The sequence below is a fragment of the Candidatus Pelagibacter sp. genome (genome assembly GCF_052049675.1).
Lineage (GTDB): Bacteria > Pseudomonadota > Alphaproteobacteria > Pelagibacterales > Pelagibacteraceae > Pelagibacter.
The window spans coordinates 79236-96593 of record NZ_JBNGZM010000001.1 but is presented as its reverse complement, the minus strand read 5'-3'; the positions used below and the strand labels follow the sequence as shown (position 1 = coordinate 96593).

Annotated in this window: 19 protein-coding genes; 12 read left to right on the top strand and 7 right to left on the bottom strand. The window is 29.4% G+C overall.

Going from position 1 to position 17358, the window contains the following annotated elements; translation table 11 throughout:
- The first annotated feature begins 2 nt into the window (after nt 1-2).
- From ACTT9L_RS00500 to ACTT9L_RS00480, 5 genes are read left to right on the top strand one after another with little or no spacing between them, the layout of a single operon-like run.
- Entirely contained in the window at nt 3-560 is a 558-nt protein-coding gene (locus tag ACTT9L_RS00500) for an HD domain-containing protein (protein WP_440927428.1), read from the top strand.
- Between the two features lie 29 nt (nt 561-589).
- On the top strand, nt 590-1885 hold the full coding sequence (locus tag ACTT9L_RS00495; RefSeq protein ID WP_440927427.1) for a glutamate--cysteine ligase: 1296 nt from the start codon (nt 590-592) through the stop codon (nt 1883-1885).
- A complete protein-coding gene (gene gshB, locus ACTT9L_RS00490; protein WP_440927426.1) occupies nt 1875-2801 on the top strand; it encodes a glutathione synthase in 927 nt (308 codons plus the stop codon). Before ACTT9L_RS00495 ends, gshB begins: the two co-directional genes overlap by 11 nt.
- A complete protein-coding gene (locus tag ACTT9L_RS00485; RefSeq protein ID WP_440927425.1) occupies nt 2798-3673 on the top strand; it encodes a DMT family transporter in 876 nt (291 codons plus the stop codon). The genes gshB and ACTT9L_RS00485 overlap by 4 nt, the downstream gene beginning before the upstream one ends.
- A 30-nt stretch (nt 3674-3703) precedes the next feature.
- Nucleotides 3704-5008, top strand: coding sequence for an MFS transporter (locus ACTT9L_RS00480; protein ID WP_440927424.1), 1305 nt, complete (start codon nt 3704-3706; stop codon nt 5006-5008).
- Here ACTT9L_RS00480 and ACTT9L_RS00475 read toward each other — a convergent pair.
- The gene (locus ACTT9L_RS00475; RefSeq protein ID WP_440927423.1) at nt 5005-5454 is read right to left on the bottom strand and encodes an MOSC domain-containing protein; all 450 of its coding nucleotides are present in this window, start codon (nt 5452-5454) and stop codon (nt 5005-5007) included. The genes ACTT9L_RS00480 and ACTT9L_RS00475 overlap by 4 nt on opposite strands.
- Nucleotides 5455-5501: 47 nt before the next feature.
- On the opposite strand from ACTT9L_RS00475, the gene ACTT9L_RS00470 reads away from it, so the two are divergent.
- From ACTT9L_RS00470 to ACTT9L_RS00460, 3 genes are read left to right on the top strand one after another with little or no spacing between them, the layout of a single operon-like run.
- Nucleotides 5502-6326: a phytanoyl-CoA dioxygenase family protein gene (locus tag ACTT9L_RS00470; RefSeq protein ID WP_440927422.1), complete on the top strand. Its 825-nt coding sequence runs from the start codon at nt 5502-5504 to the stop codon at nt 6324-6326.
- 3 nt (nt 6327-6329) lie between these two features.
- On the top strand, nt 6330-7340 hold the full coding sequence (locus ACTT9L_RS00465) for a Gfo/Idh/MocA family protein (RefSeq protein ID WP_440927421.1): 1011 nt from the start codon (nt 6330-6332) through the stop codon (nt 7338-7340).
- On the top strand, nt 7337-8413 hold the full coding sequence (locus ACTT9L_RS00460; RefSeq protein ID WP_440927420.1) for a Gfo/Idh/MocA family protein: 1077 nt from the start codon (nt 7337-7339) through the stop codon (nt 8411-8413). Before ACTT9L_RS00465 ends, ACTT9L_RS00460 begins: the two co-directional genes overlap by 4 nt.
- 1 nt (nt 8414) lies before the next feature.
- On the opposite strand, the gene ACTT9L_RS00455 is transcribed toward ACTT9L_RS00460, so the two are convergent.
- From ACTT9L_RS00455 to ACTT9L_RS00445, 3 genes are read right to left on the bottom strand one after another with little or no spacing between them, the layout of a single operon-like run.
- Nucleotides 8415-9152, bottom strand: a complete 738-nt coding sequence (locus ACTT9L_RS00455; protein ID WP_440927419.1) for a CDP-alcohol phosphatidyltransferase family protein — start codon at nt 9150-9152, stop codon at nt 8415-8417.
- A 14-nt stretch (nt 9153-9166) separates the two neighbouring features.
- The gene (locus ACTT9L_RS00450) at nt 9167-9859 is read right to left on the bottom strand and encodes a hypothetical protein (RefSeq protein ID WP_440927418.1); all 693 of its coding nucleotides are present in this window, start codon (nt 9857-9859) and stop codon (nt 9167-9169) included.
- 7 nt (nt 9860-9866) lie between these two features.
- Entirely contained in the window at nt 9867-11294 is a 1428-nt protein-coding gene (locus ACTT9L_RS00445) for a CRTAC1 family protein (protein ID WP_440927417.1), read from the bottom strand.
- A gap of 99 nt (nt 11295-11393) precedes the next feature.
- On the opposite strand from ACTT9L_RS00445, the gene ACTT9L_RS00440 reads away from it, so the two are divergent.
- From ACTT9L_RS00440 to ACTT9L_RS00425, 4 genes are all read left to right on the top strand, one after another.
- Nucleotides 11394-11861, top strand: a complete 468-nt coding sequence (locus tag ACTT9L_RS00440) for a hypothetical protein (protein WP_440927416.1) — start codon at nt 11394-11396, stop codon at nt 11859-11861.
- A gap of 259 nt (nt 11862-12120) precedes the next feature.
- Nucleotides 12121-12312 carry a hypothetical protein gene (locus tag ACTT9L_RS00435; RefSeq protein WP_440927415.1) on the top strand — a complete coding sequence of 64 codons (192 nt, stop codon included), beginning with the start codon at nt 12121-12123 and terminating at the stop codon, nt 12310-12312.
- Between the two features lie 9 nt (nt 12313-12321).
- Nucleotides 12322-13779, top strand: a complete 1458-nt coding sequence (locus tag ACTT9L_RS00430) for a deoxyribodipyrimidine photo-lyase/cryptochrome family protein (protein WP_440927414.1) — start codon at nt 12322-12324, stop codon at nt 13777-13779.
- 58 nt (nt 13780-13837) lie between these two features.
- Nucleotides 13838-14065, top strand: coding sequence for a hypothetical protein (locus ACTT9L_RS00425; RefSeq protein ID WP_440927413.1), 228 nt, complete (start codon nt 13838-13840; stop codon nt 14063-14065).
- Between the two features lie 17 nt (nt 14066-14082).
- On the opposite strand, the gene ACTT9L_RS00420 is transcribed toward ACTT9L_RS00425, so the two are convergent.
- Genes ACTT9L_RS00420 through ACTT9L_RS00410 form a run of 3 tightly spaced genes read right to left on the bottom strand, consistent with a single transcriptional unit; the run spans nt 14083 to nt 17328 of the window.
- The gene (locus ACTT9L_RS00420) at nt 14083-15198 is read right to left on the bottom strand and encodes a serine/threonine protein kinase (RefSeq protein ID WP_440927412.1); all 1116 of its coding nucleotides are present in this window, start codon (nt 15196-15198) and stop codon (nt 14083-14085) included.
- Nucleotides 15199-15203: 5 nt separating this feature from the next.
- Nucleotides 15204-16421, bottom strand: coding sequence for an aminopeptidase P family protein (locus ACTT9L_RS00415; protein ID WP_440927411.1), 1218 nt, complete (start codon nt 16419-16421; stop codon nt 15204-15206).
- Nucleotide 16422: 1 nt separating this feature from the next.
- Nucleotides 16423-17328, bottom strand: coding sequence for a DMT family transporter (locus ACTT9L_RS00410; RefSeq protein ID WP_440927410.1), 906 nt, complete (start codon nt 17326-17328; stop codon nt 16423-16425).
- Nucleotides 17329-17358: the final 30 nt, after the last annotated feature.

Below are 17358 nucleotides of genomic sequence, written 5' to 3'. Positions count from 1 at the left end.
CTATGAAAACAGTTAAATTTACTGAAATGAAAAATGGTAGTAAAGATGACTATCAACTTTTAGAAAAACAAGAAAAGAAATTTGAAAGACAAACAGCAGATAGAATTCTTAGTTATTTGAGCAAACAAACTTCAACTTTAGAAGGTTACAAAATCAGTAGACTAGAACATTCTTTACAGGCTGCAACAAGAGCTTTTAAAAATAAAGAAAGTGATGAAATGATTGTTGCAACTTTACTACATGATATTGGAGACGATTTAGCACCAATGAATCATTCTCAATATGCTGCATCCATACTTAGACCTTATGTTTCAGAAAAAACCTATTGGATTATTCTACACCATGGTCTTTTTCAAACTTATTACAGCGCTCATCATTTAGGTGGTGATAGAAATGCAAGAGATAAATTTAAAGACCATAAATATTATCAAGACACCATAGATTTTTGTGAAAAATATGATCAATGCTCTTTTGACCCTGATTACAAAAGTATGACTTTGGATGATTTTAAGCCATTAGTTAAAAAAATATTTGCAAAAGAGCCTTATTATTATCTTTAAATTTATCTATAAATCACTATTTACAGCGCATGATTGATTCAAAAGAAAAAATTATTAATTATTTTAAGTCAGGTGTTAAAGAGCCCAAAAATTTTAAAATTGGAATAGAGCATGAAAAGTTTTTATTTAATACTACGGACAATAAAAGGATTGATTATTCAAAAATAAAAGAAATGTTTTCAGCTTTACTTGAATTTGGCTGGAATCCAGTTTTTGAAAAAGAAAATATCATTGCTCTTAATAAAGGTGGAAAAAATATAACTCTTGAACCAGGCAATCAAATAGAATTGTCTGGAGATAAATTAAATCATATGCACGAAGCTTGTGCAGAGTCACAAGATTATTTATTTGAACTTAAACAGGTGACAAAAAAATTAGATATAAAAATTGTTAGCGCAGGATTTGATCCTATTTCTAAATTAAATGAAATCCCAGGCAACCCTAAGAAAAGATATGAATTAATGACTAAGGATATGCCTCTAGGTGGTGAGCTTAGTTTAGACATGATGTATCGAACTTGTGGTACTCAATTAAATTTAGATTATAAATCAGAAGAAGATTTTATAAAGAAATTTAGAGTAGCAAACTCAATTGTACCCATTGCAATTGCTTTGTTTGCTAATTCTTCAATTGTAGAGAAAAAAAATAGCAACTACTTATCTTATAGATCTAAGGTATGGCAAAGTACTTCAAGGGGTGGATTGCCTAAATTATTTTTTGAAAATATGAATTTTGAAAAATATGCAGATTTTGTAATTAATTTTCCAATATTATTTATAGAACATAAAGATCAATATATTTCAGGTAGGAAATATATTTTTAAAGATTTTATGAATAGAAAAATACAAGAAATCGGAAATAAACTTCCAACTGAAACAGACCTAACAACTCACTTAAGCACAATATTTACTGAAAACAGAGTTAAAAAGTATATTGAATTGAGATCTATGGATACCTGTGGCTGGGATTGTTTATGTGCGGGACCGGCTTTCAATATTGGCATGCTTTACGGAAATTTAGATGAAGTTCATGAATTAATTTCAAAATGGGATAAAGACAAAATAATTAATGCCTATTTAGAGGCACCAAAAAAAGGATTTAATACTCAATTGATGGGTAAAGATCTTCTTTATTGGTCGTCTATGCTTTTAGAACTTTCGAGAAAAGGTTTAGAGAACAGAGATATTTTAAGTAAAAAGGGTAACAACGAGACTATATTCCTAAAACATCTACAAAAAGTAATTGATAATAAGACAACAAACGCAGATCATATGATTAGTAAATTTTCAAAAAACGAAAATTTAGACGAATTATATGATAAATAAAATTGTTGCTGTTCAAGGAAATCATCCTTCTAAACTAAATCCTTTAACGGATACAAGTGTTTTTTTAGCAAATGAAATTCAGAACAAAAAATATAAAATTTTCTATTACGATCCAATAGACTTATCAGTTGTTAATTCAAAAGTTACTGCAAAGGGTTTTTTCATTAAATTTAATTACAGCAAAAAAAAATTCTATAAAATCCTTAAAAAAGAAAATCTAGACTTAACAAAATGTAAATTTATTCTTATTCGTCAAGATCCACCATTTAATCTTGAGTATATTTCAACAACATACATTTTAGATATAATCAAAAACAAAGTTAAAATAATTAATAACCCCACATCTGTAAGAAATATTTCTGAAAAATTATATTCATCTAAATATCAAAAATACATGCCACCAACAATTTTTACCCAAAATATGGATGAAATAAAAAAATTTTTTAAAAAAAATAAAAAAGTAATTTTAAAGCCTATTCATAGTTTCAGTGGAAATGATATTCATTTACATACTAAATTTAATTCAAAATTTATTAATAAATTTATTAAAAAACATGATCATATTATGTGCCAAAGATTTATTCCAAAAATAAGCAAAGGGGATAAAAGAGTTTTCATTATTAATGGAAAAGTATGTGGTGCAATTTCAAGAGTTCCAAAAAGAGGTTCAATTTTAAGCAATATGAGTAAAGGTGCAAGTCCAATTAATATCAAATTAACAAGTAAAGAAATTAAAATTTCAAATATAATCGCAAAAGACTTAAAAAAAGAAAATATTTTTTTTGCAGGAATTGATTTTATTGACCAAAAACTTAATGGAGATATTAATGTTACTTCTCCAACTGGACTTAAAACACTCTTTGAACTATCAGGAAAAAATTTAGCTAAAACTTTTTGGAAAGAGCTAAAAGCGTGAATAATCTTACTAATCAACAAAAGGGCTCTTTAATGGCATTTGTTGCTATTATGTTTATAACTCCTGACTCATTACTAATTAGATTATCAAATATTGATACTTGGGGAATGCTTTTTTACAGAGGAGCAATACCATTTTTTGTAGTTTTAGTAGGTCTTCTTTTATTTTATAAAAATAATTTCTTAAAAGCTTTATTTAAAATTGGTTACCCAGGTATTTTTTATGTAATTAGTTTTTCTATTTGTAATATTACTTTTATTATCTCAATACAAAATACCAATGTAGCAAATACTTTATTAATGGTGGCTCTTGCACCTATGCTATCAGCAATATTGGGGGCTATTTTCCTAAAAGAAAAACCGGATAATAAGACTTGGATTGCTATTATAGTCACCTTTATTGCTTGTATTTATATTTTTTACGACTCACTAAGTCTTGGTAATTTTTATGGTGATTTATTTGGCTTAATAACATCCTTTGGATTAGCTTGTAACGCAAACATAGCAAGATATGCAAAATCAACCGACTTAGTTCCTGCTGCTGTAATTGGAAAATCATGTGTCGCTATATTTGCCTTTTTCTTTGTAAAAGACTTTGCTTTAGTGGGAAATGATCTTTTTTATATACCTTTAATGTGTGTAATGTGCGTAGCTATACCTTTTGTTTTGGTAACTATAGCACCAAGATTTATAACTGCTGCTGAAGTTAATCTTTTTTTTCTTTTAGAGACGATTCTTGGACCATTGTGGGTTTGGATGGTAATAAAAGAACAGCCTTCTCCTGAAACGATCTATGGGGGCATTGTTATCATTATCACGATAGCAATTCATTCTTTACTAGCCATAAAAAAAACACAAACCAAAACTACCTAGCGAAGAATTATTAAATTTTAAAAACTAAACATGCAAAAAGAAGTAAAAAAGTCTTGGGCTCTATTTATTGGGATTGGAGTAATGATGATTGCTCATGGATTGCAAATGCAAATCATGGGTATCCGCTCAGTACTTGAAGATTTTAGTGTTTTTACAACTGGTATCTTTATGTCAGGATATTATGTTGGCTACTTTATAGGCTCAAAAACTACTCCTAATTTTGTATCAAAAGTTGGTCATATAAGAGTATTTGCTGCATTTGCTTCGCTTGCATCTTTAAGTGCTTTAGTAGCAGTTGTTTATGTAAATCCACTTATGTGGACAATTAGTAGATTTATAACAGGTATAAGTTTAGTTAGTTGTTATGTGGTTACTGAGAGTTGGTTAAACGATAGAGCAACAAATAAAAATAGAGGGCAACTATTGTCTGCATATATGATGGTAATTTATTTTGGTTTAGCTCTAGGTATGCTTCTACTTAATATAAGTAAACCGGAAGCTTATGAACCCTTTATTTTGGTTTCTGTTTTACTTTCTGTTGCTCTAGTTCCTATTTTATTAACAAAAAGACCCGCTCCTAAATTTAAAAAAATTGAAACAATAAGTATTCTAGAACTTTATAAAATCTCACCTCTTGGTTCTTTAAGCTCTTTCTTTACAGGAATAATTCATGCAGCTTTCTTTTCTTTAATTTCTGTTTATGCAACGATCGCAAAATTTACTTTATTTGAAACATCTATACTTTTGTTTGTTGCAACAATTGCTGGAGTTTTAGGCCAAGGTCCTATTGGTTATTTTTCAGATATTTTTGATAGAAGGAGAGTGATAGTCATAACAACATTTGGTAGTTCCCTTTTAGCGTTAATTGCAATTTTAACTTCAAATGATCCTATACAAAATATTTATTATATGGATGAATTTGCTTTTAGAAAAATAATTTTTTTTATAGCTGTTGGACTTTATACAAGTTTATGTCTACCATTATTTTCACTTAACCTTGCACATACAAATGACTTTGTTCCAAAATCTAAATTTGTTGCTGCAGGTGGTGGATTACAATTAATTTTTGGTGTTGGAGCTATTAGTGGTCCTATTTTGTGTGCAATTTTCATGGAATGGTTTGGATTAAATGGTTTGTTTATATTTTTGATTATAGCACACTCAATAATTGGTGTATTCGGTTTATATAGAATGAGGGTTAGAAGCACTATTGAAAATCCAGACTCAACATTCACACCAATTCCTGCAACAATTACACCTGCTGGATTGGAACTAGATCCTGATGCGCCTGCAACACTCGATGAAACTCAAGTTAATGAAACTGCGAAAACTTAAATATTAATTAATTCTATTTTATCACCAATATTAATTTTTGAAGAAGTGAGAATCTGACACCTTAGTCCACCCTTCCTCATAAACTCTTTAAGTATATTTTTTTGATCAAGCATTTCAGTTAAATGTCTGCATGGACGACATAACTCAATCGCCTTTAATTCAACATTTCCAATCTTTAGTTTTTTTTCAATTAAATCATTTAATTTAATGCCTTTTGTAATTACATTTCGTCTAAAATTTATATAAGGAATATTAAGACCAAATTTAATATTATATTCATCTATATTCTCTGACTCTATTAATGATAGTTGATTGTAAGGATCATTAGAATCATGAAAATGTCGATCACCCACTATTCCTTTATTTGCTAAAACTTCAATTGAATCTACTTCTGTGATTGGTTGATTGTTGTTTGCAGCAATTCCTAATTTAAATACTTCAGCCATAAATTATTGAAGAAATTGTTGAGCTCATATAATCTTTTCAAAATAATATGACTTATCTATCATCAAATCAACTTAAACAGTATGAAGATCAAGGGTACATATCCCCTATTGAAGTTTTGACTAGTAGTGAAGCATCAGAAGCAAGAAAAGAAATAGAATTAATTGAAATAAGAATGCCCAATGAAATAGATAATGCAGGAAGATATAATGTACATCTAATTTCGCCAAAACTTGATTCGATTGTTCATAATTCAAAAATTTTAGATGCAGTAGAATGCATTATTGGAAAAAATATCTTAGTTTGCAGTACTACTTTATTTATCAAAAACCCTAACGAGCAAGGTTTTGTAAGCTATCATCAAGATGCAAAGTACATAGGATTAGAGCCACACAATTGGGTTACAGCATGGGTAGCTTTAACAGACTCAAATGAAAACAACGGATGTATGAAAATGTGGCCTAAATCACATTTAAATATTAAAGATCACAATGAAAAATTTAATGAAGGCAACTTACTTACTCGTGGACAAACAGTAGAAAATGTTCCTGAAGAGGAAGTTAAATCTATAGAACTAAAAGCTGGTCAAATGTCTTTGCATCATCCAAAAGTAGTACATGGATCAGGAATAAATAGAAGTAATGATAGGAGAATTGGATTTGTTATCCAAAGCTATATAGGGACAAATGTAAAACAGATCTTAGGCAAAAATAGTGTTCAAATTGCAAGAGGAGAAGATAAATATCATTATCATGAAATTATAAATAGAACTAAAGCTTTTATGAGTAAAGAAAGTATTTTACTTCGAAAAAAAGAAAATGATTACTTGCAAGAAATTTTTTATAAAGGTGCAAAGAAAAAAGGTTCTTATTAGTTTATGAAAAAAGCACTTAACCTTGGAGTAATAGGAATAGATCATGGTCATATTTTCGATATGCTAGATGAAATGATCAAAGAAGGTTGTAGCTGTAATTACTTTTGGACAGATGGAGATCCTTTAACTCTTCAAGAATTTAATAAAAAGTATCCAGATATTAAAAGAAAAGAAAATAAAGAGGAAATATTAAATGACTCATCTATTGATATGATTTTAATATCTTCGATCCCTGTAGATAGAGCTAGTCACTCAATAGATGCTTTAAAAGCTGGTAAAGATGTTATGGTAGATAAACCAGGCTGTACTACCTTAGATCAATTAAATAATTTGAAAAATACAGTTAAAGAAACTGGAAAAATATGGTCTGTGAATTTTTCTGAAAGATTTCATGTTGCTGCAGTTGCTAAAGCTGAAGAATTAGTAAATGAAGGCAAAATAGGAAAAGTAAAACAAACTATTGGTACAGGCCCACATAGGCAAGGAAACTATGAGAGACCAGATTGGTTTTATAATCGTCAAAGTTATGGAGGAATTATTACCGATATTGGTTCCCACCAAATTCATCAATTTTTAGTTTTTACAAATTCAAATCAAGCAAAAATCAACCATGCATTAGTAGAAAATACAACAAAGAAAGATATGCCTGGTTTTCAAGACTTTGGTGAAGTAAACCTTACTGGTAATGGTGGGCACGGATATGTACGCCTAGATTGGTTTACTCCAGATGCCCTTCCAACTTGGGGAGATGGAAGATTGCTAATCCTTGGAGATAAAGGTTTTATTGAAATAAGAAAATATACAGATTTAGCAAAATCAGAAAAAGGTAATCATTTATATTTAGCAAATAATGATGAAGTAACACATATTGACTGCTCTAACGTTAAGCTTCCCTACTTTAGTAATTTAATTAATGATGTTTTAAATAGAAGAGAAACTGCATGTCCTCAAGAACTTACTTATCTTTCAATGGAACTTGCTATTAAAGCTCAAGAACAAGCTGAAAAAAAATGAAAAAATATCAAGTAGCTATAATTGGAACTAATATAGGAGCAAAACATTTTGAAGACTTTCAAAAAGTATCTGAGAGATTTAATGTTCACACTTTGTGTGGTTTAACAAGAGAATCTATTGATAAAATTTTACAGTCAAATAGAGAAACAAAAGTTTCTCTTAATTTTGAAGATGTATTAAAAGTAAAAGAAATTGATATCATTGATATTTGTCTCCCACCCCATTTACATTTTTCTGGTTGTAAAAAAGCTTTGGAGGCTGGAAAGCATGTAATTTGTGAAAAACCTTTAGTTTCAAGTCTAAAAGAAGTGGATGAATTAGAAAAAATCAGCAAAGAAACTGGCAAGATAATTTTTCCAGTATTTCAATATCGATATGGTCTAGGATTTTCAAAGTTAAAAGCATTAATCAAATCAGGTTTGGCGGGAAAACCATTGGTTGCTTCTTTAGAAACTCATTGGAATAGAGGAAAAGATTACTATTCAAAACCTTGGAGAGGAACCTGGAAAGGTGAACAAGGTGGAGCTATTTTAAGTCACTCTATTCATATTCATGATTTAGTTAGTATGATTCTAGGTCCTGTTTCAAATGTTTTTGCCAAGCTATCAACTAGAGTAAATGATATTGAGGTTGAGGATTGTGCCGCCCTCTCAATTGAAATGGAAAATGGAACCTTGGTGACAAGTTCGATTACATTAGGTGCTGCAAACGATACTAGTAGACTTCGATTTTGTTTTGAGGGATTAACTGCTGAGTCTGCTGCTTCTCCTGAAAAACCTTATAGCCCAGCTGATGATGAGTGGACTTTTTTACCAAGAGCACCAATAACACAAAGTCAAATTGAAGATATATTATCTAAGGTAAGTCAAACTAAATCCTGGTATGCTGGTATGTTTGGGGAAATAGCAAATAAACTTAACGGTTTACCTAGTGATGAGGTAACACTAACAGATGCTAGAAATTCTTTAGAATTTGTCACCGCAGTATATACTTCATCTAGACAAAATAAAATTATTGAAATTCCAATAGATAAAGAAAATAAACTTTATAATTCCTGGCTCCCTTATGATTAAACTAATTTCTAAGTGTTTTAAAAATACTTACAGATATAAAATAAATATTTGAAACAACCCATAAAAACATTAAGGAAACCTCATATACTGAGTTTATGTTCATGTCCTTTATTAAAATAAGCAAAATCGACGTAATGAACCAAAAAATCGCAAAAAGAATTGATAAATTTTTAAATTTTTTAACCCTTAAAGGATGAATACATTTTAAAGGAGAAAATTTTAGTAATATTAACAAAATTAAAAATATCAAATTAAAATGTTGGCTGGTGCCAAAGATATAAAAGTAAAGTACAATTACATTCCAAATAGCAGGGAAACCATTGTAGTAATTATCATTTGTTAAAATATTCAAATTCACATAAGAAAAAATAGAAATAAAAATCAAAATTGCAGGAATTAAAACTACAAATTGATCTGGTACATATTTGAACCAGTAAATCATTATTGATGGAATTATTACATAATTAAAAAAATCAATTATGCTATCCAACATTTTACCATCAATATTTGGTAAGTTTTTTTTTACATTAAATTTTCTAGCTAAGGTTCCATCTACACTGTCTATTAAAAATGCTAATCCAAGCCATAGGAATGCATCTTTTTGATTGTTGTTCATAACCGCGATTAGAGCAAAAAAACCAGCAACAATTCCCAATCCAGTCAACAAATGAACAAGAGTACCCAAAAATTTTTCATGTTTGAAAATTTCATCAATTTTAATATTTTTTTCTTTACTCATTTTAATATCTAAAATTATCTAGCTAATTTAATAAAAATATCTCCCATTCCACCTTGCAATTGCTCATCTGGCGTACTGTTTCTAAATTCACAAAACAATCCTGTTACTTGATGATTATCAATTTTGACAATTTCAGATTTATCGCAAGATTTAGCTTGATGGAATAATCCAATAACTAGCCTGTCGTTTAGTTCTACAACTTGATCTTTTGATAAACTTTCACCATCACAAAAATAATTTCTATTTACTTGTCTAGGAAAATTTTTTTTATTACAAGGGTTTTTAATGGTTAAGACATAGAACTCTTTTTCTACATCTTTAAATTTATGTTTCATCTTGTCAACTTTTGAATATTTCATTAAATCGCATGAGCATGGGATACAACACCTATAATAATCACCACAAATTTTTTTATTTGTATTGACTTCTTGTAAATATACTTTTTCAGGTTCGGCATTAGGATCAATTAAAGAACCAGATACAGCACAATAAAGTTTATTAAACTCAACAAATTCTTGATAAGTAATATCCTTGTTCAGTATATGTTTAAAAAATTTTGGACCAGCGGCATTTCTATTTCTATCTGGAAATATTTTACTCCATTCATTTACTAGCTCTTGATAATAATTTCTCTCTTGTGCTTCTAAACTTGAGTTATAAGAAAAAACTAAAAATACGGTAAATATTATAAAAAAAAATTTTTTCATAAAAACATTAATTATTTTGTTTAACTTCCAATGTTTTATTTAGTTCATTAATTTCAAAAGTGTTTTCTTCTCCATTTGTCCACGTAACAATAATTTTAATATTTCTCTCATTTTTTCGAATTCCGTAATGTGCCACTGGCTCCATTTGACACAAGTATCCTGAGCCTGAATCTATAGTTTTTGAATGAGTTCTTAAATTTGAAATAAAAGTTACAGTAGCACCTCTTGCTGGAGCACCATACATATTAATTGGCTTAATTCTTAAGAAATTATTTTTTTTTAAATTTGCCTTATATAAAGTTAAAGGCTGATAACCAGATTCTCCATGAGATATTAAAAGCTCAAGTATTCCATCACCATCTATATCGGCTACTGCAGCTCCTGTTCCTAATCCATTAGTTTCTAAAGCATTTCCGATATTTATTTCTTTGAACTCACCATTATCTAAAATTTTAAATAATTTATTTGGCTCGCCAATGTTATTCATGAAAACTTCATCATAACCATCGTTGTCAAAATCGGCTGAGATTACTGTTCTAATTCTTGACGGATTGCTAAAAGTTTTGTCAGCAATGTCTACAAATTTACCATCTTTTAAAACAAATGCTCGATGAGGCCCTTCCCAATTTGAAGTTAATATATCTAATCTTCCTCTATAATAAATATCACTTAATGCAGTCCCACGGCCGTTTTGAAAGATATCATCAACAGCATAATCTTTAGCAAGTTCAACAAAATTTCCATTATTATTATAATATAAAAAATTCTCCCCTCTTTCATTTGCAGCAAAAATATCTGATCTTCCAGATAAAATATTACCTGAAATAACCGCTCTACCTCCAGTAATTTTGTCAATACCTAGCTCTGAAGCTTTGTCTATTATTTCATATCCATCTTTTTCATAAAATCTTGTTGGACCTCCATAATTTGCAACGTATATTCCATAAGCTCCATTTCCATTTCTATCTACACATACAACTGATCTACCTGCTGTAAGATTTAAATTTTTCTGGTTTATTTCTAGTTCAAATAAATCAAAAAATTTATTTCCATCAAAATCTAATAATCTGTCTGAATATCTTTTGTTCCCACTATAAGTATCTGTATTTAAAAAATATATTTCCTCATAACCATCTTGATCAATATCGCAGGATGCAACACCAATAGTTCTACGATTTTTATCTAAAAATATACTTTGATCAATTGAATTGAACAAAATACCCTTTTTATGAGCTAGGGCTAAATTATTAAATCCAAATCCAGTTACAATAAATTCAAAATTTCCATCGTTGTTTACATCTGAAACAGACACGCCATAACTTAATCTAGGTTGATTTTCTAATATTTGATAAGTTATATCTTCAAAGAAATCGTCTGACTTCGAATAATTAACAATATTTAAAAATATAAATAAAAATATAAATAATTTTTTCATTTAATTTCCACTAGACTAAAAATTTAAAATTAAAACTGTTAATATTGGCATAGTTAATTTAGTGTAATTTCAATAGTAAATTTAAAAATTTTATAAAATATGAGTGATTTAAACAAAGCACCAAACGATTTTTTTAATAATTGGAATAAAATCCAATCAATGTCATATAAAAATGTCATCGAGCTACTTGTAAAGAGAAGTAGCGAAAAAAAGATATTAGCTTTAATTCAATTTGAATTAGATCAATTTTCAGAAAGTGTTCAAAAAGATTTAGTTATTTCTGAAACAAGTTCTTTCTATCAAGAAATATCTAATCTTTTCAGAGACTCAAACTGGTGGTCAACAGCTACAGTAACTGATGCTTGTAAATATTATTTAAACTGTGCAAGAAATAATATTTCTTATTTTGAAAACTATATAGAGGCAGATAGTAATTTGTCTCAAAATCAAAAAAATGAGATATTTTCCTTATATCAATTATGCACTTTATTTGTTTCTTGGAATGCTATTAAAGACAAACAAATAAGAGAAATTATAGATATTAGAAAAAGTTTATTTTTTAGATAAATATTTAGATTAATAATATTCATACTTTTTTTCTTTTCTTTTATATCTATCAAAGTGAATACTGACGTAACTACCTTGTTCATAAGCATTGCATCAAAAAATACATCTTTGTTCTCTAGCTAGTGCAGCACGATTACGCTCTATTCTCTCCTTTTCTTTCATTTCTTTAGTAAATTCTCGATTTCAAAATAATCCCAAAGTCTTAAATGAAACTTATGTCACAGAGACAGATAATAAATATATTTGTAATTAAAATCACATGAAAACAATATTTGTTATAGGATCAAAAAAACATACACTGAAGTACACAAGAAAAATGCCCGAAGGTGAAGTTAAGAAAATGAAATCTTTTATTACAAACAAAGGTCAAAAACTTGAGAAAACTTCAAAATTTAAAATATTAAAAGTATCAGACGATAAAACTTCAAGAACTTTCAAAATCAGTCTTTAATTATTTAAAATGAACAAAATCGTATGGTTCAGGAACGATCTACGTGTATCTAATAATGATGCTTTTAACGAAGCTATAAAATCAGGAAAGATTTTACCAATTTACATATTTGATAAAGAATATCACAAATTACCTACATCAAGCTCATTCCATTTAGATTTTTTAAAATCATCATTAGACGATTTATCAAAAACACTAAGTGAAAAATATAATGCTAAACTCAATATATATTATGGAGATACATTAGAAATTTTAAGTCATTTAACTGATACATTTAAAATAAATGAGGTTTATTCAAATATAATATTCAAGAACATGTATATAACTAACTTAGATAAAGAAGTTAGTTTTTTATTTAAAGAAAAAAATATTAACTGGAAAATATCAAACCAATTTGGCGTTCAACTAAATCATAGAATTAGAAATAAATGGTCATATAATTGGAATAAATTTATAGATAGTGAAAGTGCTAATTCAAATTTAAATTGTGGGTTTATTTCAGATGATTATGTAGAAGATTTATCGAAAATAAAAACAAATAATTTAGAAAATGGAAAAATTCAAATTGGTGGAAGACAAAACGCACTTCAACTTTTAGATTCATTCCTTAATAACAGATCAGAAAATTACCAAAAAGAAATGTCTTCACCAATAACTGGAGAAACTTCTTGTTCTAGATTAAGTCCTCATATTGCATACGGAAATATTTCTATTAAAGAAATTTTTACAAAAACTAACGATAAATTAAAATCTAAATTATCTTTTTCAAAAAAGAAATCCTTAGTTGCATTTAAAAGTCGATTAGCTTGGCACTGTCATTTTATTCAAAAGTTATATGATGAACCAGAAATTGAATTTAGAAATATGAATAGCGCTTATAATGGAATAAGAGAAAATGATTTTAATGAAGATTATCATTTAGCATGGAAAAATGGAACTACTGGTTATCCCTTTGTTGATGCTTGTATGAGGTACCTCAGAACAAATGGATGGATTAATTTTAGAATGAGAGCAATGTTAGTTTCATTTGCGTCTTATCAATTATGGCTTGATTGGAAAAAAACATCAAAACATTTAGCAAAATTATTTACAGATTATGAGCCGGGTATTCATTATTCACAATTTCAAATGCAATCAGGAACAACAGGAATAAATTCAATAAGAATTTACAATCCAATCAAACAATCAATTGATCAAGATCCTACAGGAGATTTTATCAAAAAATGGGTGCCAGAATTAAAAGAAATACCCAATAAATTAGTCCATGAGCCATGGAAACTAACCTATATTGATCAAAAGGGCCTAGGTATTGAAATAGGAAAACATTATCCAAATCCAATTGTTGATCACCATTCTTCATCAAAGATTGCAAGAGATAAGATTTGGATGGTTAAAAAAACAGAAGAGGCAAAGTTTAATGCCAAAAAAATCCTAGAAAAGCACGCAAGTGCTAAGGGTAGACGATAATATTTTAAAAGTGCAATTTAATTAACAACATTTAAGAGATAACAAGAAAAGTGAAGATGTGAATAAAGAAAACTCACAGAAACTCTGGAAAATTATTCAGGAAGCTGGCGATTATTTGGTGGGTCAATTACCTGATCATCCAAATCATCCTAAAGGAAGAAACCCCTATGCTCATGTTGCTATTTGCGTGAAAAGCAAATTCAATGCTAGCTATAAAGATATTCCTGATGAAAAATACGATGATGTTATTAAATACATTGAATTTTTAAAACAAAATCCAAGTTAATCTTATTTGCAAATAAATTATTGCTTTGGAAAATAATCTTTTAAATCGCCTTCTCGATAAACATCAGCTGTACAACAATGAAGGCCTCCTCCAAAAGCATATGCATCTCTAAGTTCTACTGGTATAACTTCCATTCCTAATTTATCTAATTGTTCAGCTTGGTATTTTTCACTTTTTTCCACACATACAGTTTTTGCATCCAAAACTAAAACATTCATTGATAGCCAAGTTGATGAATAACATAATGGAGGTGGTTCGTTATGTGCTGGTTGTGCACTGTCTACGATTTCCCAACCATTGTCTTCAAATAATTTTCTTTGTTCCTTAGGAAGTCTTCTTTGTGGGTTATTGATAATTAAACCTTCTTTAATTGGGGTAAAAGTTGCATCAATGTGAATTGGATAAGGATCACCTGGGAAGTTAACTGCATGAACTCTGTGATCTTTATAATGTCTTTTTAGCCAATCAATTCCTTTTAAATTAGTTGTAAACCCATGTTGAACAACTAAGTCTTTCCCAAATCTCAATACATCTGCTGCATCAAATAATGGCTCTTCTTCAGTAGTTACGAAATATTTTTTCTCAGTCCACTCTAATCTTTTTTGAACACCAATTTTATCTGATAAATAATCTTTTCTGTAATCTGCATCAGTTAGTCTTGGTTTTGGAGCAGACTCGTGTCTCATATTAGGATCTTGATTATAATAATCTTTTAAAAGTGGTCGGTAACATAAATATTCAAACCAACGGCATCGGTAACTCATTGTTGCTTCTAAAATTTCATTGCCCACTGTTAACAAAACATCTCTTGGAGGCATGCAGCCAAACATTGTTTCAGCTTCCCAATCTGGAGTGGATGTTTTTTGATTAAAATCTATTGGTGTTGGTCGATCAACTTTAATGCCTCTTTTTTCAAGAATGTTTGAAAAGTTATCTAATAATTCATTTGCTTTATCGACAGTATCTTTGGTTCTTGGTCCAAACTGACCTCGCATATCACTGTCTTCTGGAACTTTTGCATCTAATGCTGGTTCAGGCGCAGGTATACATGTGCCATCCGCTCTACCAACGATTACATGTTTTAACGGATCCCACTCATTCCAACTATTAACAACAGTTTTATTATCATTCATAAGGGTTAGTTTTTTATAATATTATGCTCAGGGCCGAAAGGAAATTTTGTAATATTTTCTACTCCATCTTTACCAATCACCAAAATATCATGTTCTCTATATCCACCTGCACCAGGATTACCCTCTGGAATCATTATCATTGGTTCCATAGAAACCACCATGTTTTCCTCAAGAATAGTATCAATGTCTTCTCTTAATTCTAAACCTGCTTCTCTTCCATAAAAGTGAGAAAGCATACCAAATGAATGTCCGTAACCAAAAGTTCTATAATGAAGGTAACCAAGTTCAGCAAACAATTCATTTAACTCAAGACAAATATCTGAACATTTAATACCTGGTTTAATCAATTCTATTCCTCGCTTATGCACTTTCACGTTTGCTTCCCATGCTTTAAGTGAATCATCATTAGCATGATCTAAAAATAAAGTTCGCTCTAGCGCAGTGTAGTATCCTGAGATCATTGGAAAAGTATTTAACGATAAAATATCTCCTTTAACTAATTTTCTATTAGTCTTTGGATTGTGAGCTCCATCTGTATTGATACCAGATTGAAACCATACCCAAGTATCCATATACTCTGCCCCTGGATAACTTTTAACAATCTCTCTTTCCATTCTATCTCTTGCTGCTATTGCTACTTCGATCTCCGTATTACCTTCTTTTATGTTTTTTACTATTTCCTCACCACCAATATCTGCAATTCTTGCGCCATTTTTGATGATCTCAATTTCTTCATTCGATTTAATCATTCTAAGTTTCATTAGATCTTTTGAAACATCGCTAAAAACAGAGAAAGTAAAAATAGACCCTATTTTTTCTCGCATATCTAACGTGACATGATCATTTTCTATTCCAATATTTTTTGGAGGTTCATCTCTTCCAATAATTGAAACAATGGCTCTTAAAAAATTATCCCTTTTCCAATCAGTATAAATAACGTTATCACAATGAGATCTACGCCAAGGTTGACTTGCATCAATATTAGCTGAAATTGTTGAAATTTTACTTTGAGTTATCACACATCCATATGGTCTACCAAAAGAACAATAAATAAAACCTGTGTAATATGCAACGTTATGCATTGAGGTTAAGATAACCATATTAAGACCATTTTGGTCCATCACTGATCTAAGTTTACTTACTCGATCGTTATATTCTCTATCAGTAAATGGTAATTTTACTTTTTCACCGTTTTTAAGTTCAAAAAAATCTGGCCGTTCCATATTAATTTAATGCAATATATCTTTTGTTCCATCTCATTATTAAACTGTAATAAAATATAGATACAAAAAGAAAAAAACCACCGATTATAGTATTTGTGGATGGCACTTCATTAATACCAAATAACGGTAACCAAACCCAAAAAATTCCACCTACAACTTCAGTTAAAGATAATAAAGTCAATTCTGCCGCTGGTATCGCTTTAGATCCAATTGAATATAAAATTAAACCAAAACAAACTAGTGTTCCATGCAAAGAAAATAAAGCCCCGTTATAACTAGATGAAAAGAAAACTAAGTTGTTTGATAAAATCATAATTGTCGCAAACACAAAACAAAAGAAACCTGCAAAAGCTACAGTTGTGAATTTTGGTGTTTCTTTTCTCCATCTTAGAGTTACAGAAAAAATTGAGAAACCAATTGAAGAAGTTAAACCAAATACAAAACCAATTAATGGTTTTTCACCGGTATTTCCAAGTGCCATAATAATGATACCAACTGTTGCAATTATTATTGATATCCACACATTGAGAGAAATTTTTTCTCTCAAAAATAAAAATGCCAATAATGCAGTAAAAAAAGGCATTGCTGCTAAACAAAGTAAAGTAACTGCAGCACTAGTATTTGTAATTGAATAAATAAATGTAATCATAGCGATCCCCAATCCAGATCCACCGATTACTCCTGACAAACCTATTTTCAAATAGTTTTTGTAGAAATTTTTTCCTTCCTCAAAAAATAAATAAAGATTTAATAGAATGAAAATTGTTAAGCCTCTGCCAAAAATATACTGCCAAGGAACCAATTGGGGATTATCCATGTATCGAACTACTAATGGGCCAAACGACCATAATAGACCGGCAAAAAGTACAACAGGGATAGCTATTCTTGGATTTCTCAACTTTAACATATTCAGAAATCTAATTGTAAATATAATTTT